19 protein-coding genes are annotated in these 24,541 nt (G+C 44.4%); 5 read left to right on the forward strand and 14 right to left on the reverse strand.

What is annotated here, in order from left to right; genetic code table 11:
* Positions 1 to 29: 29 nt before the first annotated feature.
* A complete protein-coding gene (locus CBX98_RS11065) occupies positions 30 to 527 on the forward strand; it encodes a hypothetical protein (RefSeq protein ID WP_046875772.1) in 498 nt (165 codons plus the stop codon).
* Between the two features lie 86 nt (positions 528 to 613).
* Complete coding sequence (locus CBX98_RS11070) at positions 614 to 2,245, forward strand: ABC transporter ATP-binding protein (protein WP_109169216.1); 1,632 nt, start codon at positions 614 to 616, stop codon at positions 2,243 to 2,245.
* 241 nt (positions 2,246 to 2,486) lie between these two features.
* Here the strand turns inward: CBX98_RS11070 and CBX98_RS11075 are convergent, their stop codons facing one another.
* Both CBX98_RS11075 and CBX98_RS11080 read right to left on the reverse strand, forming a co-directional pair.
* Positions 2,487 to 4,520 carry a prolyl oligopeptidase family serine peptidase gene (locus tag CBX98_RS11075; protein ID WP_109169217.1) on the reverse strand — a complete coding sequence of 678 codons (2,034 nt, stop codon included), beginning with the start codon at positions 4,518 to 4,520 and terminating at the stop codon, positions 2,487 to 2,489.
* Between the two features lie 121 nt (positions 4,521 to 4,641).
* Positions 4,642 to 5,541: a LysR family transcriptional regulator gene (locus CBX98_RS11080; protein ID WP_005375112.1), complete on the reverse strand. Its 900-nt coding sequence runs from the start codon at positions 5,539 to 5,541 to the stop codon at positions 4,642 to 4,644.
* A gap of 162 nt (positions 5,542 to 5,703) precedes the next feature.
* On the opposite strand from CBX98_RS11080, the gene CBX98_RS11085 reads away from it, so the two are divergent.
* Both CBX98_RS11085 and lldD read left to right on the forward strand, forming a co-directional pair.
* Positions 5,704 to 7,395 carry an L-lactate permease gene (locus tag CBX98_RS11085; protein WP_006741952.1) on the forward strand — a complete coding sequence of 564 codons (1,692 nt, stop codon included), beginning with the start codon at positions 5,704 to 5,706 and terminating at the stop codon, positions 7,393 to 7,395.
* A 315-nt stretch (positions 7,396 to 7,710) separates the two neighbouring features.
* Positions 7,711 to 8,850 carry an FMN-dependent L-lactate dehydrogenase LldD gene (lldD, locus tag CBX98_RS11090; protein WP_005383962.1) on the forward strand — a complete coding sequence of 380 codons (1,140 nt, stop codon included), beginning with the start codon at positions 7,711 to 7,713 and terminating at the stop codon, positions 8,848 to 8,850.
* A 91-nt stretch (positions 8,851 to 8,941) separates the two neighbouring features.
* Here lldD and CBX98_RS11095 read toward each other — a convergent pair whose 3' ends face one another.
* Positions 8,942 to 9,289, reverse strand: coding sequence for a helix-turn-helix transcriptional regulator (locus CBX98_RS11095; protein ID WP_005375109.1), 348 nt, complete (start codon positions 9,287 to 9,289; stop codon positions 8,942 to 8,944).
* 300 nt (positions 9,290 to 9,589) lie between these two features.
* Here CBX98_RS11095 and CBX98_RS11100 point away from each other — a divergent pair, with 300 nt between their 5' ends.
* Entirely contained in the window at positions 9,590 to 10,693 is a 1,104-nt protein-coding gene (locus tag CBX98_RS11100; RefSeq protein WP_046875767.1) for a mechanosensitive ion channel family protein, read from the forward strand.
* A gap of 72 nt (positions 10,694 to 10,765) precedes the next feature.
* Here CBX98_RS11100 and CBX98_RS11105 read toward each other — a convergent pair whose 3' ends face one another.
* The 11 genes from CBX98_RS11105 to CBX98_RS11155 all read right to left on the reverse strand — a co-directional run bounded on the left by CBX98_RS11105 (position 10,766) and on the right by CBX98_RS11155 (position 24,461).
* Complete coding sequence (locus CBX98_RS11105; protein WP_109169218.1) at positions 10,766 to 11,485, reverse strand: carbonic anhydrase; 720 nt, start codon at positions 11,483 to 11,485, stop codon at positions 10,766 to 10,768.
* A gap of 141 nt (positions 11,486 to 11,626) precedes the next feature.
* A complete protein-coding gene (locus tag CBX98_RS11110; RefSeq protein WP_046875766.1) occupies positions 11,627 to 12,598 on the reverse strand; it encodes a spore coat U domain-containing protein in 972 nt (323 codons plus the stop codon).
* Positions 12,595 to 14,970 carry a fimbria/pilus outer membrane usher protein gene (locus CBX98_RS11115; protein ID WP_172605964.1) on the reverse strand — a complete coding sequence of 792 codons (2,376 nt, stop codon included), beginning with the start codon at positions 14,968 to 14,970 and terminating at the stop codon, positions 12,595 to 12,597. The genes CBX98_RS11110 and CBX98_RS11115 overlap by 4 nt, the downstream gene beginning before the upstream one ends.
* A gap of 31 nt (positions 14,971 to 15,001) precedes the next feature.
* The gene (locus CBX98_RS11120; RefSeq protein ID WP_109169221.1) at positions 15,002 to 15,760 is read right to left on the reverse strand and encodes a molecular chaperone; all 759 of its coding nucleotides are present in this window, start codon (positions 15,758 to 15,760) and stop codon (positions 15,002 to 15,004) included.
* 39 nt (positions 15,761 to 15,799) lie between these two features.
* Positions 15,800 to 16,336, reverse strand: coding sequence for a spore coat U domain-containing protein (locus CBX98_RS11125; protein WP_225461341.1), 537 nt, complete (start codon positions 16,334 to 16,336; stop codon positions 15,800 to 15,802).
* Positions 16,337 to 16,870 (reverse strand): spore coat protein U domain-containing protein, encoded by a 534-nt coding sequence (locus CBX98_RS11130; protein WP_233059815.1) that lies wholly within the window; start codon positions 16,868 to 16,870, stop codon positions 16,337 to 16,339. It abuts the gene before it with no gap.
* A gap of 377 nt (positions 16,871 to 17,247) precedes the next feature.
* Positions 17,248 to 18,279 carry an L-threonine 3-dehydrogenase gene (tdh, locus tag CBX98_RS11135; RefSeq protein WP_005394871.1) on the reverse strand — a complete coding sequence of 344 codons (1,032 nt, stop codon included), beginning with the start codon at positions 18,277 to 18,279 and terminating at the stop codon, positions 17,248 to 17,250.
* 44 nt (positions 18,280 to 18,323) lie between these two features.
* A complete protein-coding gene (locus tag CBX98_RS11140; protein ID WP_005394869.1) occupies positions 18,324 to 19,517 on the reverse strand; it encodes a glycine C-acetyltransferase in 1,194 nt (397 codons plus the stop codon).
* A gap of 212 nt (positions 19,518 to 19,729) precedes the next feature.
* Positions 19,730 to 22,060, reverse strand: a complete 2,331-nt coding sequence (locus tag CBX98_RS11145; RefSeq protein WP_109169222.1) for a bifunctional diguanylate cyclase/phosphodiesterase — start codon at positions 22,058 to 22,060, stop codon at positions 19,730 to 19,732.
* Positions 22,057 to 22,989 (reverse strand): transporter substrate-binding domain-containing protein, encoded by a 933-nt coding sequence (locus tag CBX98_RS11150; protein ID WP_005394865.1) that lies wholly within the window; start codon positions 22,987 to 22,989, stop codon positions 22,057 to 22,059. The genes CBX98_RS11145 and CBX98_RS11150 overlap by 4 nt, the downstream gene beginning before the upstream one ends.
* Positions 22,990 to 23,051: 62 nt before the next feature.
* A complete protein-coding gene (locus CBX98_RS11155; RefSeq protein ID WP_085342558.1) occupies positions 23,052 to 24,461 on the reverse strand; it encodes an aminotransferase class V-fold PLP-dependent enzyme in 1,410 nt (469 codons plus the stop codon).
* Positions 24,462 to 24,541: the final 80 nt, after the last annotated feature.

Raw genomic sequence — 24,541 nt, forward strand, 5'->3', positions numbered from 1 at the left:
AAAACAAATCAACTCTTGTGGAGATGGACATGAATATTGAGCAATGCTGGATGCGCTACTTGAAAGCAGAGCAATTGATGGAACAAGGCCACTGGCCCGAGGCACATCGTTTATACGACGATGTACTCAGCAATCTACCGAACCACATTCATTCGGCGCTCGAAAATGCTCAAACCAAACCTTGTCAGTTTGTCTGTCTCATCACCGGGCTGAGAGATGCGTGCGTCGCACAATCGGAGATTCTCAACAAACTCGGATTGCAGCACGATGCTTTTTCAACACTCAATCAAACGTACGCACTATTCCAATTCTTGCAACTAGAGAATCATGAACTTATTGAGCGTGTGGGTCATTTACTTGGTCAACAAAGTGAAGACTTGTTAGCTCATATGGCGGCATTTTGCTCCGCTCAACGTAATGCTCAATGGATGATTGAGCTAGACCATGTGACGCGCGCACATGAGCAGTTTTTGCATTTGCAAGCGATGAGTTCGGCAAAGTCTTCGCCTTCTCACCTGTACAATTAATCTAGAATCCAAGCAATGAGGTCTGCCAGACTTAGCGCAGCCCATTGCTTGTGTTTCATTTGCTTTATCAACCACAAGGATCTGTGATGTCTTCTAAAACCATTCTTTCGGTGAATAACCTATCGGTCAGCTTTACGACAAACGATGGGATCGTCGATGCAGTAAAGAATGTTAGCTTCGATTTAAAAGCAGGCGAAACGCTTTCCATCGTTGGCGAGTCTGGGTCTGGCAAGTCAGTATCAACCAATGCACTGATGAAACTATTGCCAGACAACGCTATTTTGCATACGGACTCATCCATCATGTTTGAGGGTAGCTCCATCTTGGATAAAACGGAGCGTGAAATGCAAAGCGTTCGCGGTGATCGTATCGGTATGATTTTTCAGGAGCCAATGACCTCACTGAACCCATACATGCGGGTGGGGATCCAAGTTGCTGAGGCCATCATGTGCCACCGTCCAGTGGATAGACGGAAAGCCAAAGCGAGAGTGTTAGAGCTGTTTGAACTGGTTCACATGCCAGAGCCAGAGAAAGCGTACAGCAAATATCCGCACGAGTTTTCTGGCGGTCAGTTGCAACGCATCATGATTGCAATGGCACTGATTAACGAGCCCGATATTTTGATCGCCGACGAACCAACAACGGCGTTGGATGTCACGGTTCAAGCAGAAGTGTTGCACCTGATTAAAGAAATTCAGGCTCAGATGGGCATGGCAATCCTATTTATTACTCATGACTTAGGCGTCGTAAAACACTTTGCCGACCGTGTCATTGTGATGTGTAAAGGAGAAGTCGTCGAAGAAGGCGAAACGCAAATGCTCTTCGAGGACCCAAAGCACGAATACACACGTATGCTGATCAACTCTATTCCAAAAGGCAGTAAGGACCCTATTAGCGAGAATGCTACACAACTATTAAAAGCTGACGATATACGAGTCAAATTCTTGATAAAGTCGCATTTTATTGCCAGTAAAAATGAGTACTTCGAAGCGGTAAAAGGCATTTCTCTTGAGCTCAAACAAGGGGAAACACTCGGGATTGTTGGGGAATCCGGTTCAGGCAAGTCTACCCTCGGCCGCGCATTGATAGGCCTCCTGCCATCCACAGGTAAAATCGAATACAAAGGCCAAGACATGGCTTTGCTAACAAACAAAGAACGTTTTGAGCTGAAAAAAGACGTTCAGATGGTGTTCCAAGACCCTTATGGTTCGCTTTCTCCTCGTATGACTGTCGGCGAGATCATCACTGAAGGATTAACTGTCCACCAGCCAATGTTGAGTAAAAAAGAACGTATGCAGAAAGCACGCGACGTGCTTCGAGAGGTTCGCTTAGATCCCGCGTCTATCAACCGTTATCCGCACGAGTTTTCAGGAGGCCAGCGTCAACGTATTGCTATCGCGCGAGCACTGATCCTTGAACCTTCGTTTATTTTGCTTGATGAGCCGACCTCTGCATTGGACCGCTCGGTTCAACTGACTGTGATTGATCTCCTGAAAGATTTGCAGATAAAGCATAACATTGGCTACTTGTTTATTAGCCACGATCTATCAGTCGTCAAAGCCCTTTCTGATCGTGTTCTTGTCATGCAAAAAGGCGAGGTCATGGAACAAGGTACAGCCGAAAATATTTTCCAAAACCCTAAAAATGACTACACGAAAAAACTGATAGATGCCTCATTTGATCTTGAAAACAGTGAAAATCAGCACAATGCGGCTTAGGTTCATCACAGTTTCATATTCATAAACTAGGATTAAGAAAAGGTGATAAATTCATCTTGTCTTAAGAATGGCGTAGCTGCCTTTCGGTTTGGCCGCCGAGACTGGTTGGTTCAAGAGTCAGACTTAGTCAACCTGGCTCAAATACTGGCAAACAGTATAAATTGAGTTCCCCCAACCATGAAAAATGCCGCGACACTGTCGCGGCATTTTTTATTCTCAGAAGCTTCGAGCAACTAGGGCATTAAATCGACTCAATACCCATATTATGTAACGTAAATGCATACACGTCTGTGGTGAGGTCAATTTGCTTACTCAGCGGCATTCCTGCACCATGACCAGCATTGACATCAATGCGTATCAATACTGGATTAGCACCTTGCTGCTTGTCTTGCAGCTCCGCAATAAACTTGTACGAATGTGCTGGAACCACACGATCGTCGTGATCGGCGGTTGTCACCAATGTCGCAGGATACTGCACGCCTTCTTTTACATTGTGAACAGGAGAGTAGCCAAGCAAGTATTGGAACATCGCTTCGCTTTGCTCAGAGGTGCCATAGTCATACTTCCAGCCTTCTCCAGACGTAAACGTGTGGTAACGGAGCATATCAAGCACACCTACGGCTGGCAGCGCCACCTTAAATAACTCAGGACGTTGCGTCATACACGCACCAACCAACAAGCCGCCATTTGAACCACCACGAATCGCTAGACGCTCGGAGCTAGTGTAGTCGTTTTCAATCAGGTATTCCGCCGCCGCAATAAAGTCATCAAATACGTTTTGCTTTTGCTGCTGAGTGCCTGCGTTGTGCCAAGCTTTACCGTATTCACCGCCGCCTCGCATGTTGGCTACAGCGTAAATACCACCCAATTCTAGCCAGTTGGCCACATTGCCAGAAAACATCGGAGTGAGGCTGATATTAAAACCGCCATAACCATACAGCATGGTTGGCGCACTACCATCAAGTGCGATGCCCTTCTTGTATGAGATGATCATCGGTACTTGCGTGCCATCTTTTGAGGTGTAGAACACCTGTTTTGATTCATACTCACTGCGATCGAATGGCGCTTTTGATTCTTGAAACAGCGTCGATTCACCAGACTCAACATCAAATGAGAAGATCGTCGGTGGCGTCACGTAGTTAGTAAAGGTGTAATACAGCGTGGTTTCTTCTTTTTTACCCGCTAGACCATAAGCCGTACCCTCTCCCGGCAGTTCAACATCTCGAATCCATTCACCTTGGTAGTTAAACTGCTGCACTTTAGAAAGTACATCCACCATATAAGTCGCAAACAGATAACCGCCACCTTTGCTGATTTCTAACGGCTGTTCTTGTTCAGCAATCACATCCATCCATTGCGCTGTTCGGGTGTTGTAGCTGACAACTTTGCCATTCGGCGCATCTAGGTTGGTGTAAAGCAGCAAGGTTTCGTCTTGACTATCAATCAAGTAGGTGTCGCCTTGCGTTGTATCACGAAGCGTCACAATCGCTTGGGACTCAGACTGTAAATCGATATAAAACAGACGATTACCCGATGTGGATTCTGCGCCAGAAATAATGAGGAAGCGATCGTCCGTCGTCGTGGTACCAGACACATAACGGTGAACCTGCGTATCCAACTCACCGAAAATCACTTTATCTTCAGACTGAGGTGTACCAAGTTCATGATAATAAAGCTTGTGATGTTCAGTTCGCGCAGATAACTCACTGCCTTGCGGCTTATCATAGCTTGAGTAATAGAAGCCTTTGCTGCCCCGCCAAGAAATCGACGTAAACTTCGCATCCACAATCTCAGGCTCTAACTGTTCTTTGGTTTCCGCATCAATAACAAAGATCTTGCGCCAGTCACTGCCCCCTTCCGAGATGGAATACGCGACCAAACGATAATCTTTCGAGAAGCTGACTTCGCCAAGAGAGGTCGTGCCCTCTTCAGAGAACGTATTTGGGTCAAGGAAGACTTCGGCTTCTCCCTCCCCTTTACGACGATACAGCACGCTTTGGTTTTGCAAACCGTCGTTTTTGTAAAAGTAAGTATAATCACCGCGCAAAAATGGCTGAGAGTATTTCTCGTAATTTTGACTGTTTGCGACCAAGTCACGAATCTGTTGGCGATACGGGATCTGACCAAGAAAATCGAATGTTACCGAGTTTTGACCCGAAACCCATTGTGCGGTTTCTTCGCTGCGATCATTTTCTAACCAGCGATAAGGGTCGGCAATGTCGTGACCAAAGTAAGTGTCCACGACAGAATCTTTACGTGTTTTTGGGTAATGCATAACGTCCGTGTTACTCCGTTGTTTTTATTAAGTTGTTTATTTTCATATCGTTTTATTGCGGTGACCACCTTAGAGCACCCAATATTGATTTCAACGACATTGTTTTAAATCTATGAAGAACCTAGAAATAATGAGATATCGTTAAGTAACGATCACGAATGTGCTCAATAAGCAGTTTCACTTTATTCGGTGGTTGACGAGTAAACGGGTACACCGCATAGATACCCAACTTTTTACCCACTAGTTCAGGAAAAATATCCACCAGTTGACCATTGCGAATATCGTGATACACCAAGCATCGCGGGACGTAAGCTATACCATGGCCGCCCAGAGCGGCTTTACGTAATGCGGTCGCGTTATCAGTAGAAAAGCAGCCCGAGACTTTGACGATGTAATTACCATCTTCGCCTTTAAACTCCCAGTCTGTTGCACCTGTGGTTTGGTAAGCGTATTGCAGACAATTGTGCGTGGTGAGATCAATCGGCTCGATCGGCTTCCCATTTTTAGCGATATATGAAGGGGACGCGCATACCACCCATTGGGAATCGAGAATATGTCGTGCGATCAAACTGGAATCGGCTAGGTAGCCAGTTCGAATGACCAAATCATAACCATCAGCCACCAAATCGACAAAGCGGTTATCCAATGACATGTCCACGGTCAGACCCGGATGAAGGTTACAAAATTCCGCAACGGCATCAGCAAGTATCAAATCTCCAGAGATACAAGGCACGGACATTTTTATGTGACCGCTCACATTCTCTCCAAAGCCTGCAACAGCGTCCATAGCCTCCTGAGTGGCCTGCTTCACATTTTTAGCACTGTGGAGTAACACCTTACCTGCTTCGGTTAAGGTCAATTTACGCGTTGTTCGATATAATAGCTGCGCCCCTATCTCTTCCTCCAACCTTGCCATTCTTTTGCTAACTACCGAATTTGTAAGGTTATTTGCTTCTGCAACCTTACTAAAACTGCCCAGTTCGATTACTTGAGAAAATAGGATTAAGTCGTCTGCTCTCATACGATTATGTCACTTTTGGAATTAATTATTTTCATTATTTCCCTATATCAACAAAAAATAAAGGAGTAAATTCACGCCAAATTAACAAAACCATTACAACAAAAAGTCACCTCTACAGCGGATTGACACCGTTCGAGAAGTCAGCGTACGAAGGATGTACAAATGAGTGAAACCCTACTTGCCCTAGTGGCATTTTCGCCAATTGTTGTTGCCGCCATCTTATTGGTTGGTCTCAACTGGCCTGCTAAAAAAGCCATGCCTGTTGCGTTCGGTTTAACCGTCGCTATTGCCCTAATGTTTTGGGATATGTCAGCCAATCGCGTACTGGCTTCTGTATTCCAAGGGCTAGGCATTACTGTCTCTGTTCTATGGATCGTGTTTGGTGCCATCTTCTTGCTCAACACTTTAAAACACACTGGAGCGATCACCACTATCCGTAATGGATTTACCGATATTTCAGCTGACCGCCGTGTGCAAGCCATCATCATTGCTTGGTGTTTTGGCTCATTCATTGAAGGCGCATCAGGGTTTGGTACCCCGGCAGCAATTGCTGCACCACTACTGGTTGCAATCGGCTTCCCCGCGCTTGCCGCTGTCCTAATGGGTATGATGATCCAGTCAACGCCAGTTTCATTCGGTGCGGTGGGTACGCCAATCATCGTGGGTGTAAACAAAGGTTTAGACACCCATAACATCAGTGAGTCTTTGGCTGCACAAGGCGCAACATGGGAAATGTACCTGCAAGATATCACCGCGCACGTTGCTGTGATTCACGCTGTTGTAGGTACGATGATCCCTGTATTAATGGCGATGATGTTAACACGTTTCTTCGGCAAGAACAGAAGCTGGAGTGAAGGTCTGGATATTCTACCATTTGCTTTATTCGCAGGCGTCTCTTTCACTGTGCCATACGCGTTAACCGGTGTGTTCTTGGGCGCAGAATTCCCTTCACTAATCGGTGGTTTGGTTGGTCTTTCTATTGTTGTTACCGCAGCGAAAAAAGGCTTCTTAGTACCAAAGACTAAGTGGGATTTCGAAAGCGAAGACAAATGGCCTGCTGAATGGCTGGGCTCGCTAAAAGTCGATCTAAACGACAATCCAGGCAAACCAATGAGCATCGTAAAAGCTTGGGTACCATATGTAATGCTGGCAGTAATTCTCGTCGCAAGCCGCGTAAGTCCGGAACTGAAAGGCTTTGTACAAAGCGTAAGTTTGTCGTTCAGCAATATTCTTGGTGAGACTGGTGTGAGCGCCGCTATTCAGCCGTTGTACCTGCCAGGCGGCATCCTCGTGTTTGTCGCACTGCTTGCCGCAATGTTACAAAGCGGTAGCGCAAAGCCATTGCGTGAAGCGTTTGGCGAGTCAAGCAAAACACTGATTGGCGCGGGGTTTGTCTTGGTATTTACCATCCCGATGGTTCGTATCTTCATCAACTCTGGTATTAACGGCGCTGACCTAGCAAGCATGCCGGTCACAACAGCGAACTTTGCCTCTGACCTTGTCGGTTCTGCGTTCCCAGCACTAAGTGCCACCGTTGGTGCGCTGGGTGCGTTCATCGCTGGCTCAAATACGGTTTCAAACATGATGTTCAGCCAGTTCCAATTCGAAGTGGCACAAACACTGTCTATTTCGAGTGTGATTGTTGTGTCGCTTCAAGCCGTTGGTGCTGCCGCAGGTAACATGATTGCGATTCACAACGTTGTTGCCGCATCAGCCACGGTAGGTTTGCTTGGTCGAGAAGGCGCAACATTGCGTAAAACGATTATCCCTACGTTCTACTACATTGTAATGACAGGCATTATTGGATTGGTGTTGATTTACGGCCTCCAAATGACGGATGTCTTGATGAAGTAACGCGAAACGCAGGGTTTGTAGCCCTGCCTAATTTGACACAGCTGTCAGCACTACTACCCCGACATGTTGATTTAGCTTGCTACATCAATCCCCCCGACAGCTGTGTCATCCTTTCCAATTTGTATAACTGATTGAGTGATTTAACAAAATTTTTCAATCAATTATGTAAATGAGTTACCAACATCACCAGTTCAAACGTAAGTGAACCATAGGTAACTATACTCATTTTGATGCCTTCACTGCTTTGCGATGAAGGCTCAACGAAAGAGCAAATTGCTCCACAACTTTGCTTAGAATAACCGCTAGGACACCATTATGATTATCTCAGCTTCTACTGACTACCGCGCTGCCGCGAAAGCCAAACTTCCCCCGTTTCTATTCCATTATATTGATGGCGGCTCTTACGACGAACGCACGCTGAAGCGTAATACTGACGATTTGGGTGATGTCGCCCTTCGCCAACGCGTCCTACGCGATATGACAGATTTGAGCCTAGAAACCGAGATCTTCGGTGAGAAACTGGCAATGCCAATCGCGCTAGCTCCTGTTGGTCTAACTGGTATGTACGCGCGCCGAGGCGAAGTGCAAGCAGCAAAAGCGGCCGAGAAGAAAGGCATCCCATTTACTATGTCGACTGTTTCGGTTTGTCCGATTGAAGAAGTCGCACCTGCAATTGAACGTCCAATGTGGTTCCAGCTTTACGTGCTTAAAGATCGTGGCTTTATGAAAAACGTACTTGAGCGTGCAAAAGCAGCAGGCGTAACAACGCTAGTGTTTACCGTTGATATGCCAGTTCCTGGCGCACGTTACCGTGACATGCACTCAGGTATGAGTGGCCCTAACGCGGCCATGCGTCGTGTATTCCAGGCGATGCGCCACCCAAGCTGGGCGCTGGATGTGGGTCTACTTGGTAAACCGCACGACTTAGGTAACATCTCAACTTATCGTGGCGAACCAACAAAGCTAGAAGATTACATCGGCTGGTTAGGCGCAAACTTCGACCCTTCTATCTCCTGGAAAGATCTTGAGTGGATTCGTGATTTTTGGGATGGCCCAATGGTTATCAAAGGCATTCTAGATGAAGAAGACGCGAAAGATGCGGTACGTTTCGGCGCAGATGGCATTGTGGTATCTAACCATGGTGGCCGTCAGTTAGATGGCGTACTTTCAAGTGCTAAAGCACTACCAAGCATTGCGGATGCGGTAAAAGGTGATCTTAAGATCTTCGTAGACTCTGGTATTCGTACTGGTCTTGATGTGGTTCGTATGCTCGCGCTGGGTGCTGACTGCACACTGCTTGGTCGTTCATTTGTGTACGCATTGGCTGCACAAGGCGGCGCAGGCGTTGAAAACCTACTGGATCTGTACGATAAAGAAATGCGTGTAGCTATGACGCTGACAGGCGCGAAGTCTATCGCGGATCTTTCTCGCGATTCGCTAGTGAAAATCCCATAATCTTTTCAGGCGATTAAAAACAGAAACGAAAAAACGAGCCACAATTGGCTCGTTTTTTATTGCTCTTCAACCCGATAATTTGACGAGCAAGCTAGCTTACTTGGTGAACGTACTCGATCACGACTTGGTTTCCGTCGATAAACACGTTACTGATATCGCCATCCACCGTCACACGATTTTGTAAATAAACGGTACCAGATGCAGATAGATCACGCTCCGTCAAAGACGGAATCACCTGACCAGGACGTACATGTAGCTGCTCGCATAGCTGTTTTACAAAACCTAGCGTCAGTGGAGAATTACCACGTAACAAGCCAGAAAACTCGTGTAGACTCAAACCAAGGCGCTTCGCCATTTCCATTTGAGTGATGTGCATTTTGGCTTTTTGTGACATCCAGATGTCGTAGAGCGCGTTTCGATCCAGCTCTGTAAATTCCATATCTGCCTCCGCTAATTCAAGAGCCAATACACTCTCACACTTACTTAAGATAAATGTTAGCGATAAGTCAGAGAAGTTATAATTGATCGTTCAAATATCAACGCATATCGGAGATGATGAAGCTCCGCGCACGAATGGAACGGCGGCTCATCACCCAGTTTCGACCACTCACTTTTCACCTCACGAACTAGCCTACCTCAGGCGATTTAAACATAAGTAAATGATTTAAAGGAAATCACTGGGGTGAAGGAGTAATATCTGCTACCTTTCCTTCCATGGTTCACTAGAAAGAAGTTACATATGTCACAGTGGTTTACCGATTTGCAAAGCTATATTGAAACATCTCATCAAGATTGGAGTGGGAGTGTCCTTTTCATTACACTCGCCAGCTTTATTGCTTGGATAGCTTGGCGACTGATCCGCTCTCGTCTCGCAGTACTAGTAGAGAAAACCCCTTTCCACTGGGATGACATGTTGCTTGACGCGCTAAAAGCGCCAGTCAGTACACTCATTTGGTGTTGGCCTGCAACCGTCTCTATCGGCATCATATTAGAGAGTGAGCTCAACGATAAAATAAACTGGTTAAGCACGCTGAAACTGATTTTGGTGATCAGTATCTTCGTCTGGACCGTTATGCGACTCATTACCAATGTTGAAGAGTACGTCCTAGAACAAAAAAACCGAGATGAAACCACAGTGCAAGCGATAGCTAAAGTCGCGCGCTTGTTCTTTATTACCGTCGGAATTCTCACTGTGATGCAGGCGTTTGGCTTGTCACTGTCAGGATTGCTCACCTTTGGTGGTGTCGGTGGTTTAATCGTTGGTTTAGCGGCGAAAGATCTGCTGTCAAACTTCTTTGGTGGCCTTATGATCTACTTCGATCGTCCGTTTAAAGTTGGCGACTGGATCCGCTCTCCAGATCGCCAAATTGAAGGTACGGTAGAGCGAATTGGCTGGAGAATGACCATCATACGAACTTTCGACAAGCGCCCTCTTTATGTGCCAAACTCTGTGTTTAGCAACATAGTCGTAGAAAACCCATCTCGCATGCTAAACCGACGCATCTACGAAAAAATTGGACTTCGTTACGACGACGCCGAAAAAATGCCGCAAATCATTACAGCGGTGAAAGAGATGCTTAAGAATCACAAAGATATTGATGCACGCCAAACGCTTATCGTCAACTTCGATACGTTCGGTCCATCGTCACTGCATTTCTTCATTTATACCTTCACAAAAACCGTGAATTGGGTGAGATACCATGAGGTTAAACAGGATGTTCTTCTTCAAGTAATTAACATCATTAAAGAACACGAAGCAGATATCGCCTTCCCAACTCAAACACTCAAGCTCGACCCAGTTCAAATGATAAAAGCTGAAGAGCAAGAAGATCACGGCTTCTAATTTCCACCAATACCCAATAACAAAGCCCGCTTTATTCAAGCGGGCTTTTTCATTTTTATTTGCTTGGATTGGTTAGTGTTGCATTAACACCATACGAGCATTCAATGGTTGGATAGGACGATTGTTTTTCCCCATCACTTTCGTAAACGCTTTAATCTGCTCAAGGGAAATGGTTTGTGCTTCTTTCATCACTAACCAACGTACCCCTTCAGAGCATGGTGGTGTCGTTAGTGAGCCATTAAAGCGATAATACGCTTTGTCTTTTGGAAGCAACGCATCCGCTTCAAATGGCAATTTAATCTCTACACCTTGATCTTTACTTGGTATGTTTGCTAGTAACTTCGCTAAATCTGGGTTCGCTTTTCCGGATTGAAAAAACACGGCCACAACCGCCAAATGGCCAGTTGTATCAGCATGCACAAAGTGCGCTTCTAATGGGTATTCTTTGCCATCCACATGGTTTTCTGACGGGGTATGGAAGTGGAACTGCTTTAACGTGAATGCATTGCCATCAATCAACAGTGTGTTGTCACCCTCTAGGCTGGTTTGCAGGGTGTGGCCGTTATTGAGCAATGAGATTGCTTTGCCATGGTAGTCGAACTGCAATTTGTCTAACTTCGCTTCTGCTGCGGAGACAATATTAATTGGACTTTGGTTTTGACCTTTGGAACATTCAGACGCAAACTCGCCCCAATGCTCAGGCCCGTGACTCCCCTCGTAACCCCAGCTTGCTGCGTAAGCTGTTCCTGTAAATACCAACGCCAAACCTAGTGCTGCCAGTGACTTCTTCATAGTTTTCCTTATTCCTTCAAGTTAAATGTTGTGAAAACAAAACCATACTAATCGCACAGAATTAAGCGGGAATAGAGTGAAAACTATGATTACAAAAGTTTTTTGGAATAGATGCCTCTAGTTATGCAATTGATATGATGCTCAAAATTGAACATCAACGATTATCGAGTCGGTATAAGTGCCAGCTGGTGGGGTGGTTTGGCTTGTTATTATCTCTGCGCGATAATTGAAGTTCTGCGGAGTGATGCCATCGGGAATGGTGTCACCCGTATCCACATCGCTCTGTTCACGACGTTCAGAACCAGTACCCCCCCACCGCTCAGTCGATGAGGATTTATAGATTTCATACTCCAAATAGTTACCGCCAGATGCCATGCGTCGTTGGCCTCCGGAGGCATTCACACCGTCGTTTAAACCAATGGTAAAAGCACTGTTCTTGGTGCAGGTTAATGATATAACCTGACTGACAGGGTCAAAACCTGCCACCAATGGTGATGAACCAAAATTAATATCTGGCGCCGTGATCATACAATCGGGAGTGACTTCCAACTCTACCGTAATCAAGCTTTGTGCATTGCCTGTTTCTCGCCCAAGACATACGCCTCCAACTCCAATTCCTGAGCAATAATTCCAAATCCAAGACACCGTAATTTGGTCTCGATAAGTCCCTGCTGAGAGATTACTACCAGCTCCTGTCCGGGCATAAAGCGGAAATTCAGCTTGAGTGCCAAATAAACCTAGTAAATCGAGCAGCCCAATTTCAAAAAAATTGTAAGTTTGGCCAAAAATGTACTCTTGCGAAAGGCTTGGGTCTCCAAAAATCTGATAGCTAAGTTCCGAGCTGATATCCGCCGCATTAAGCAACCGCCCATCGTTAGTGCTGTTAAACGTTGCAGACACATAATCGCCACTCAACAAAGAAACAAGTGTAGAAAAGTCACACGTTATCCCAGCATGAGGCTGGGCTGAGCTCTGTTGCTGAATAGTTGAAACGGTAAACGAGGAAACGCTTCCAAATTGAATCAAAGGCGTCGGCGCAGTGAGCTCACAAGCCATGTTACCGGACGATATAAAAAGAAGAAAAAACCAAAGATAACGAGAATACCGACTCATAATTGTACCTCTGCTTTTTGCTCTTTCGTGCAGACTTGTTTACCTAATGTCTGTATTTTCTCGCTCCGTGTTTGATAGAGTCCCGTTATAAATACTTTACATGGTGGAAAGCCTTCGGGGTAAAAGATAATGTACTCACCTACATTACGCCCCTCAAAATACGTTACTCCATCCCAACCAATTTGCCCAACCACTCCAGTATCTGATTGACCATAAGTTCCTAACGGCAAGTAGGCGTCATTTTCATCAACAACCTCCATACTTAACGCAACTTGCAAAGCTATTGGGAACTCGAGCAAATAGCCATACCCAGAATGTATCGACGCGTATTGTTCTGTTGTTGGGAAAAAAGCATTGGCAGGTAATCTAAGCGGATCAATTTCATATTTTGCGGTGTAATATGCCATTGCCCACGGTACAAGTAAGTAACCGTCATCATCAGTCAATCCAACGACTTGATTCTCATATTTGACGGGCACACCTTCAAAACCGCTAGTACTGACAACAGCGAAACTATCATACACATTATTTGCAGGGAATATTTCACCATCGAGTGACGCAACCGAACCCGACATTTCGGCAAAATAATCGTAATTACCACTCGTCCCGTTTAAGCCCGCTCGGAACTCCGCCCAAGAGGCTCGGTAAGTAACATCGGCCTGCTTTCTATTGTCAGGCTTTTCATTAATATCATGCGCTAAGTTGATTCCCCAACCACCTCGAATCGGCGCAAGTCGACTAACACTAGCACGGCCACTAAGATGACCATCGCTTTCACGCTTCATGGTTAATCCCGCGCTACCAGAGAAAGCGCTCAAAGGTAATGAGAATTGTGCTAACGTAACTGCCTCCCCACCTATGCTCCGATTAAACGATAATGACATGTTGATATCGAACGGAAGCGAGCGGCTGTAAGTTACATTAAGTATTCTCGATCGAGAGTCGGTTTGCTGAACATCAAAGTATCCCCCTGATAACGAACCCCACTCATTCAGCCGGGCGCCAACATTTATCTGAGAGACATGCCGAGACAAATTCTCTCGCTCGTTAGTGTTGTCACTTCTCAAGTTCTCTGGTGCTTGGGAAAGCGTGTAAAATCCCTCGCTCTCAACTTGGGTACGAGCGGAAAAGCTAAACATTCGAGATTGATAACTATAACCAACTGAATAGGAACTCGCTCTCTGCTCATAATTGCTAAACCTTACCGCCCCATCAATCGTTCCCATATTGAATAGGTTGGTAACAAAACCGACTCCCGCAACAATTAAGTCATCTTTCGCTTCGGTTTGTGCCTCCAACGTTAGCCAGTTTGTCATTCCGTGCCTCGCAGCTGCGACAACAGCACCATCGCCATAGTCATTTGAAGCGTTGCCATAGTTTCGGCGTAAAGCACCAAAACTAGCGTTGTAAGAGGTATAGTTAGCCTTCAGCAAGTTAGCTGAAAGGAAAAATGGACTGGTCATTGCAGTCCGCCTTCCCTGGGCATCCGTTGCAATCACTGTCGCTTCACCAGCTCCCGATACCATTGGAATATCATTGATAACAAACGGTCCCGGCCCCACAAACATTGAATCGGTTTTTAATCCGTTTACAAATAAATCTAACGTCGTGGGAGCAGTTACTTCGCCATAAAATGCAGGTAAAGGTGCGGTAACCACATCTGGACGCATAGAGAAGTCATGTGAGAGTTGAATACCAGCCATTCGAACTGGTTGACTCCACGCAAGGGGCCTCACAATGTAATCCCCTACTTCAAAGCGCAATCGACGACTTTGATCAACATATTCGTACCTCGTGTCGAAGCGTGTATATTTATTACTTTGTTGCGCTTGAACGTCTCGATGAAGGTTAGATTTAAATATTCCCGTCGTAGAAAGTACGCCGAATTCAGAAAAGGCTCTCAATTCGTGGTTAATAGATACTTCTTTTTGACTACTTTCGTGATCATAAACACCAAACATACTGTAATTAAATAACCCACCAGTTCCGAATTTAGCGGGGGAAAAACGCCTCCTGTTCTGCGCAGAAAAGCGTTGCATCGGCAACCAATTCGGAGGCACTGTGATTGATAATTGCAGTGACGATTGCAAATAATCGACCTCTACACCCGATATTGATGTTATGTCTAACTTCTCTTGCGTCCCAGGTAATACATCCGCGACCACGCCAGCAGACAGTAAATCGTCTCTATACACGAAGTAACGCTCGCCTTTACGTTCAACATCCGCGATTAAACCAGTCGGTCGTTGATTAATTACTAGTTCTAACGACAAATGAATATTTTCAAAGTTCTCATAAGAAAAGTTTTCAGGACTAGGTAACTGCGATAAATGGGTCACTACGTTGTCGCACCAACCCACGCCAGGCGTCATACTGGTAAATAAACAAGATAGATATAAAATCTTATTCATTTTGTTCGAGTGGAATAACGTAACGCTTACCTTCAATATCCGCCTTTACTTTTATATTTTTCATATTGGAGTAAGAAATAGGCCACGTTTTATATTGCTCAGGTAATATATACCCTGCTAACCCTTTCGAAACGATAAAAGGCGATTGGTTTGGCGCGGTCACTGCTAGGTTGACTAATCTGACATAGTGATTACTGGTGTTTTCTATATGAATAAGGTTCTTATCTTTACTCTTTATAATCTTTGCCTGTAGTCCGCTCCAAACTTCATTTGTTCCTTGGGATTGTCTTTTCATCCCTTTACCGTACATAAACAATGGTATGGAATATCTCATTCTCACTTTTACTGCCAGATCATTTTCTTTATTTTCATCTTGAGGCCCTTTAGCTGGCGGGAGTTCATCGATGATAATACGATATGCGTACTCTTTATTCGAAAGCGCTCCATCTTGATTTAATATACGAATAAGTTGCTTGGCACCAGGTGCAATTTTCACAAAAGGAGGCGTAGCTATCAGTTGTCGTTGCTGCGCATATGTATCCTGCCCATCCTTCTGCCCCCACTGAAAAATACGAACCTGCAAATAAAAATCTTCAGTGCCTTGATTAACCATCCAAATTGATGTCGCATTCGATTCAGAAGATATTTTAGGGTAAATAGGCCAAATAAGGAGAGAATTAGCATAGGCCTGTGAAGTTAACGTTGATAAGAAAATAGTGACGAAAACCAGTCTTTTTATTATTAAATCCATTTAATTTCTCCGAAGGTTATCATTTCTTCGAAACAGCGCTTACCACTCAAGCGTTAAGGTAAGAGTATCTGTATAAATACCAGCGATTTCATTTCCATTTAATATCGCCTTTGCCCAAATTGGCACCTGAATGTTGTCAGGGTCTTCATTAGTTCCAACAGAATAGGGGGTATCAATGTCTAATACTTGAGAGTGTTCTGCATCTTCAAATAATAAATAATCCACCGTACTCGACTTTTCTGTGTGCTTCAGCTTGCGTACCCCTAGCGAAGCGTTCAAACCACCGTCAATCTTAATATTCATGGCTATGCCAGGGGTACAACTTAACGTAAGCCCACCGTTGTAGGTGATGCTGCCTTCTACTTCCGCAGCATAAATAGCAGAATGTTCACCAAAGTTTAACTCTCCTATTGTTCCAATTTGAGTGTTACTCTCTTCTGTCAGCGCACCATTGATCAGACATCCCGTATCAATGGTCGCTGACACTTGGAAAGTTTCACTCTGCGCTGCAAAAATAGGATAGGAAAAAGTGGCACAGGCGGTGAATAAAAATGCTTTGAGTAATATAGAGTTCACTTACCAACTCAGAGTTACGTTTAGTGTATCAACATAATTTCCTGCGACGCTGCTGGTACCGTATGCCGTGGCGTACAAATTAATGGTCTCTGAATCAACACCATTAAATGTAGAGAGTGCTATAGGGTTACTCGAGGTAAACTGGGTAGAACGATCTGAATCAGTGAAGAGAGTGTAATCCACAAACTCGGATCCGTTGGTCATTGCGTGATTACCTGTCGTCGAACTGGGATCGTTGGCACCACTGACTAAAGAGAAAGTAGGCGTGACTCCATTGCTGCAAAGTATTTCGATCCCCGTACCACCTTCCCCAGTCAAGACTGCTTCTTGCTCAGTAAAAATGGCCGGAACGTCACCAAAATTTAATGAGCCAAAACCAATATTACTGGAACCGTTCACCGCATTGTTGCCATTAATGACACAGCCTTCCACTAAATTGATCGAAACGTCTATCGTACCGCTAATTGTCTCTGCCCTCGTTTGTAAGCTCAACACTGTAAATAACAAGGGAATAATCAAACAAAAAATTTTCATATGAAGCTCCATTTCTATCTCTGTGAACTCTATACAGATGATTGTATTATTAGTTATAGCTCAACAAATAAAACAAAGTGCATATCAAGATTAAAAAGATAAAAAGAAGTCAGTTCATTGTAGTTGTCAAAAGAAAAGCAGTGCTTTAAACCGAGATATTCTTTTAGGTTGGAATATAAAACCACCAATTAACCATATTAAATAAAAGGTCTTTAGTGTGTTCTGCATACGTTGAAACACGAAGAAGGCAGTTTTTTCTGAATTAGACAGCTTTTAGAAACGAAAAGAGACAGGGTGTGAGCTAAATAATAAAAAATCTAAGCGTTTAAAAAACGAAAAAAAACGCCCCTTTCGGAGCGCTTTCTTATTTGAGCAGATTATTCCCAATCAAGGATAACTTTGCCAGACATGCCTGAACGCATGACATCGAAGCCTTCTTGGAAGTCATCAATCTTGTAGTGGTGCGTGATAATTGGTGATAGATCCAAACCAGATTGAATCAGTGAAGCCATCTTGTACCATGTTTCGAACATTTCACGACCATAGATGCCTTTGATAACTAGGCCTTTGAAGATCACTTGGTTCCAATCAATGCCCATATCTGATGGTGGAATACCGAGTAATGCAATACGGCCACCGTGGTTCATTGTGGTTAGCATTGAGTTGAATGCCGCTGGGTTACCAGACATTTCTAGGCCTACGTCAAAGCCTTCTGTCATGCCTAGTTCAGCCATTACATCTTCAAGCTTCTCTTCAGCAACATTTACTGCGCGTGTTACACCCATTTTACGAGCTAGCTCTAAACGGTACTCGTTTACGTCTGTGATAACCACATGACGAGCGCCGACGTGTTTCGCAACTGCAGCGGCCATGATGCCGATTGGGCCAGCACCAGTGATGAGCACGTCTTCGCCGACTAGATCGAAAGAAAGCGCAGTGTGTACCGCGTTACCGAACGGGTCGAAGATCGATGCTAGATCGTCAGAAATCTCGTCAGGGATCTTAAACGCGTTAAATGCAGGAATCACTAGGTATTCTGCAAATGCGCCTTCACGGTTTACACCCACACCGATCGTGTTGCGACACAAGTGAGTACGACCGCCACGACAGTTACGGCAGTGACCACAAGTGATGTGACCTTCACCAGATACGCGGTCACCGATTTCAAAGCCACGAACTTCCTGACCAATCGCAACCACTTCACCCACGTATTCGTGACCGACAACCATAGGCACTGGAATTGTCTTTTGTGACCATTCGTCCCAGTTGTAGATGTGTACGTCTGTACCACAGATAGCGGTTTTCTTAATTTTGATCAGAATATCGTTATGGCCAACTTCAGGTTTATCAACCTCAGTCATCCAGATGCCTTCTTCAGGCTTTAGCTTTGATAATGCTTTAATTTTCATAATGTAACCTTAATTAAAGGCCCTATTATCTAGGACCTAGAGTCTTAAATAAGACCCATGTCCTTACCAACTTCGATGAACGCATCAATTGCACGATCTAGCTGCTCACGAGAATGCGCTGCTGACATTTGAGTACGGATACGCGCTTGGCCTTTTGGTACCACAGGGAATGAGAAGCCGATTACGTAGATGCCTTTCTCTAGTGCTCGCTCAGCAAATTCTGCTGCCACTTTCGCATCACCTAGCATGATTGGAATGATCGCATGGTCAGCGCCGCCCATTGTGAAACCAGCAGCTTCCATACGTGCGCGGAAGTGTGCTGCGTTTTCCCATAGACGGTCACGTAGGTCACCGCTCTCTTCTAGTAGATCTAGAACGCGGATAGAAGCGCTTACGATTGCTGGTGCAACAGAGTTAGAGAATAGGTATGGACGAGAACGCTGACGTAGCCAGTCAATCACTTCCGCTTTACCAGACGTGTAACCGCCTGAAGCGCCACCCATTGCTTTACCTAGCGTACCTGTAATGATGTCGATACGGTCAACCACGTTGTGGTATTCGTGCGTACCTGCACCCGTTTTACCCATGAAGCCAACCGCGTGAGAGTCATCAACCATGGTCAGTGCGCCGTATTTTTCAGCTAGGTCACAAATAGCCGGAAGGTTCGCCACTACGCCATCCATTGAGAACACACCGTCAGTAACGATAAGAATGTGGCGTGCGCCTGCTTCTTTCGCAGCAATCAGTTGTTGCTCTAGCTCTTCCATGTTGTTGTTTGAGTAACGGAAGCGCATTGCTTTACATAGACGAACACCGTCGATGATTGACGCGTGGTTTAGTGCGTCTGAAATAATTGCGTCTTCTTTACCGAGAATGGTTTCAAACAGACCTGCGTTTGCATCGAAGCAAGAGGTGTAAAGAATCGTATCTTCTTTACCTAGGAACTTAGACAACTTCTGCTCAAGCTCTTTGTGGATGTCTTGAGTACCACAGATGAAACGTACTGAAGCCATACCAAAGCCGTGTTCGTCCATACCCGCTTTACCCGCTTCAATTAGCGCAGGATGGTTAGCAAGACCAAGGTAGTTGTTTGCACAGAAGTTTAATACTTCTTCACCGGTAGAGATTTTAACAGCCGCTTGCTGCTGAGACGTGATTACGCGCTCTGATTTGTAAAGACCTTCAGCCTTCACTTCTTCAATTTGCTGCTGAATCTGTTGGTAGAATGCAGAAGACATTTAAAATTCCTTCCTGGTTATTTTGGCGAGTATTTACTCGTTTAGAATTAGGTTGAGCCTTTATGTGACGGGCATCACGGGCTATCACTCATCAATTAATTGTAGTGTAATTCAAGGAAGGAAGAAGGATTATCCCTTAAGGTGGAAAAGCATTAATGAATCCAAGGCACGAATTCAATTAATGCTTTCCTATAATATTGTAATAAAAGGAGTTATAGCCCAGTTGGTTGTTTAAGTAGTGCTTCAAAGTCTTTGGCTGGTAACGGGCGGCTATAGTGGAAACCTTGCCCGAACTCACAGTTTAAGTCTTTTAGATAATCGACATGACGCTGTTCTTCAATGCCTTCAGCAACAATCTTAAGGTTCAGCGCTTTCGCCATTGCAATGATCACGTTGACGAGCTCACGATCGGAGTCGTTTTCGAACATATTTTGCATAAAGCTGCGATCAATCTTAAGGCGATCGAACGGAAATTTCTGTAAGTAACTCAACGCAGAATAGCCAGTACCAAAGTCATCGATGGTAAGCTTAGTGCCTAACGCTCTTAAGTTATTGAGCATGTCTAATAGCTCTGAGTCGTGGTTAAAGAGAAGGCTCTCTGTCACCTCAATATCGAACTTATCTGATGGAAGACCAGATTCCTTAAGGCTGTTCTTAATAAACGCAAGTAAGCGATCACAATACCTAAATTGAACACTGGAGAAATTCACAGAAACAAACAGCGGCGTCAGACTTTGCCATTGCGCCGCTTGGCGGCACGCTTGCTGGATAGCGAATTCACCAATTTGATGAATCAAGCCATTTTTCTCAGCAATAGAGATAAACTCTTCAGGATTTACGAATCCGTACTTCTCATCATTCCAACGCATTAACGCTTCTGCGCCAACAATTTTACCACTGCTCAGATCAATAATAGGTTGATAATACAACTCTAGTAATTGGCTGGAGATGGCATTTCTTAGTCGATTTTCCAAATCCAAATAGCGTTGCAAGTCTTGGTTCATATTGTGGTTATAAAAGCAGAAGGCATCGCGTCCATCTTGCTTCACGCGATACATCGCCATGTCAGCACAGGCGAGGAGCTGCTCGGCATTATCTCCATCATCCGGAAATACAGACATTCCGACGCTGCTACTCAAGAAGAACTCATGGTTGTTCCATACAAATGGATCGTTAAACGCCGAAAGCACGCTTGAAGCAACGCGCTTCGCGGTGTCATTATCAGGCAAGTCAGGAATCACTAATAAAAACTCATCCCCACCAATTCTCGCCAATAAGTCTGTTTTTCTCGCGACTTGATGCAGTCGTTGAGCACTAAGTTTAAGGATCTCGTCGCCAACAAAGTGACCCATTGAATCGTTAATCTGCTTAAAGTGGTCTAAATCAATAAACATGACCAATACTTTTGAACCACTACGTGACGCTCTAATCAACTCCAAAGCCAGTCTCTCAGAACCGTAGCTGCGATTAGGCAAGTTAGTCAACGTATCGTATTTAGCTTGGAAGGCGAGTTCTTTTTCAGACGCTTTTCGGCGTTCAATTTCGTTAGTTAGTTTTTGGTTCTGTTGAGAAAGAATGTCTTTTCGCTTTTTCTCTTCTTCAAGTTTAATTTTCAATTCAATTCTATTATTGTTTGTAATGAACGCATAACACAGCGCAATAACAACCATAACAGCAAGAATACTCAAACCGAGAATGAAGATCCGTGATGTGAAAATATCTCGCTCACTCAAAGGCTCAAACCAAGCCATAAGTTTGAAGTGATGTTTTTCAACAGGCACTTCAAAATATATCTTTCCATCAACGGCTTCAGATATTAAATAATTCTCATCTTTATTATGAGAAGACGTTTTATTTATTGTATCCCATACGACCATCTCAACGTCTTTTATTTTGAGCACCAGCCGGCTATAACTGTCTTCGTGCTCTTGATTAGTGAGCTGATCAATAACAATGTTTTTATTGAGATCTGCAATTAGAAAGGCAACTGGCTTTCCAGAGAACTTAACTTGCTTAATGACTTGAATACGCACGTCGTCGTTATATCGAGTTGCACAAACCTCTTCGGGATGCCCATGTTGAGTCATTAAGGTTTGGATATCCATCTTATGCTCTATGTTGTCTTCAGAGCCCGTCGTGACAATCGTTGTGCCATCACTTCCTACCAGTGTGAGCTTTTTATAGATTTGGCTGTTATTAATTAACTTACCATCTATCTTTTCATCGAAACGACGCTTCAAGTTAATTAAACTCGCTCCTAATCCGTACTCCATTGACATGCCAGAGGCTAAATTAGCAAAGAAGGTTTGTACTGTTTTATCTGTAGATAAATTATCAACATCTTCACTAGCAATGGTAAATAAATTATCGAGTGTGCTTGCGTAGCTTTTTACTTTTAAACCGAGTTCCCTATGTTGGGATTCTTTTAATTTATTTTGCCCCAAACTTGTCACAACAATAAGCATAGCTAAATAAATAGAGACTAATATTGCGCTTATTGCAATAAATTTTTTACTGGATATTTTTTTAACGGCCTTTTTCATCGGGTTTTCTTACTATCTTCTATGAAGTAATCGTTATAAAAGTAGTAAATAGATGGATAGTATTTTTTTACTAATTTTTCGTAGGTTCCATCTTTCTTTATTGAATCTAAATAACGATCAAATGCTTTGCGTAATTCCGGCGAGTTTTTCCGGAATGCAACAGCCATTTTCTGATTTTCGGATACTGGACCAATGACTTTTATTTCACCTGGCCATTTTTCTAATGCAATTAACGTATCGGCGACGTCTAGTAATGTGCTTTCCGCATCATTTTTCATTATCGCTGGCACCATCTCATTCAGAAGACGAGCCCCATCAGGCAGTATGACTTTTGCGCCTGTGTCATATAAGTCATAAAGGTTAGGGTCCAAGCAAGAGTGCTCCAACGCCAACACTTCGCGACCATGAATAAGCTGCTTGACGGTTTTTACATCTTCATCAACCGACCCACTGGGTTTAATCGGACTCAGCGTGGAATCTGTTCTGGAAACTAACCAAACGCCTGACGGGAAGTAATCTTGTGAAAAGTCTAAAACTTCAGAACGCCAGTCAAGAATGGTAACGCCATTTGCGATCAAGTCCCCCTCGATTGGAACACTTTCTCCCACGACGGCTTGCTTATTATGGTATTGAACATCTTGGCCCGTCAGCTTACCGACCATATCGCTCCACTGAGCTGGAACATATTGGTACTTAACGCCCAACGACTTGGCAAAGCCTTTTACTATCTCTACATCTAAGCCAGTCAAGGTTTCCACTTCACCTTGTTCAATATAAGAAACGAAGTTAGCGTACGGCACACCAATATGGCGCAACACTCCGCGATCACGGATCTGTTGTAAGTCGTCTGACCAAGCGGAAGAGGACATAACAGAGGCCGCCATAAGCGCCATCGCCGCTAAAGTTCTTTTGAATGTTTTGACTGACATAATAATATCCTTACCTTTCACAAAGCGCCCAATCATGGGCGCTTGAGTGATAAACAACGATGTTAGAACGACGAGTAATACAAATTCGTCATCGCCACCACGAGCCCTTCAACATCCTGCTCGTCATGGAACAAGTGCGTGGAGATACGGAGTGCGTAAGTATCAAAGTCATCATCTTTATGCAGCTTAAAGCTGGTTGTTCGAATGATGTAGCCATATTCTTCACGCAGACGATCTCTGAATTCAGTCAATATGTCTTCATTCGTCACATCAGAGAATGGGTTAACTGTGGTTAAGCCACTCGTTAAACCTTCCACGTTTGGTGAGTACATTTGGGCTTGTGGCAAGTACTCTTGAAGTAAGGTTTTACACAAACTACCAAGACTTAGAACACGTTCCTCAATGCGGTCACGGCCAATCTCATCCCACATTTTACAGCTATCAACTAACGCTTGTTTCGCAGGATAGTTGTCGTTCCCGATGTACTGCATCTGTAACTGCTTGCCTAAGTAATCCGCATGAGAAAGTGAAGAGTTGATCAACCACAACGGGTTATCACGATCACTCCAATACTCATTCAAGCGATTGGCGTTATCACGTACGTACAAAATACCGGTTGCGCCAGGACCACACTGCCATTTGTGGCCAGAACCTGCATAGAAATCACAATCCATATCATGGAAATCGAGGTCAAACATACCGACAGTATGCGCTCCATCTACAAGCGTAGGCACACCATATTCTCTCGCTAAAGCACAAATGGCTTTGGCTGGTAACGCCGTTCCCGTTTTATAGGTGATATGAGAGAACATGATGAGGCGAACGTTTTGATGCGCATCAAGCGCGTCGCGGAAAGCTTGGATGTAATCTTGTTCAGAAACGTCTTCAGTACCGGTAAATACTGGTAGTTGAATTTCAACAACATCGACGCCAAAACGATGTTTTGCGACGTTCATCGGTGATGTTGCAGCCATATGCTCATGGTGCGTCGTTAGAATCACATCGCCTGGTTCAAAGTGTAAGCCGTTAATGATCGAACATAGACCATCAGTAGTATTGCGGCTGAGAATGATTTCTTCTGGGTTAGCACCAAAGCCAGGCGCTACTTCTTGAACCATCTCAGAGACATAAGGCCAAGAGCCAAATTTGCCCTTCATATCCCAAGGATACTTAGCCACCAACTTGTTGTTATGCTCATAATCTTGAAGAACTTGTCTTGGCATAGAACCCGTTGTGCCAATGTTCATGTAAGTCGTACGTTTATCCAAAACGAACTGTCGTTGCACTTTACGCCAAAAGCGCTTATCGTGTTTTCTACCTAGCCCGCGGCTGCTCCAATCAATTTTCTGTTCTCGTGCTTGAACTGCGCCCGAGAAAGCGGAAGCACTCACACCAGCAACAACAGCTCCTGTTGCGCCTTTCAGAAAATTACGGCGGCTGCTATTAGTCTGAATAGATTCCTTGTCTTTCATCTTTTTCAATCCTTGTCGGAAATTAGCCATATTATTAATTTTAAGTGCGTAACTATCTGTTACTAAAACATTATTACCCA

Origin of the sequence: Vibrio sp. T9 (assembly GCF_003123985.1) — a bacterium.
GTDB lineage: Bacteria > Pseudomonadota > Gammaproteobacteria > Enterobacterales > Vibrionaceae > Vibrio > Vibrio diabolicus.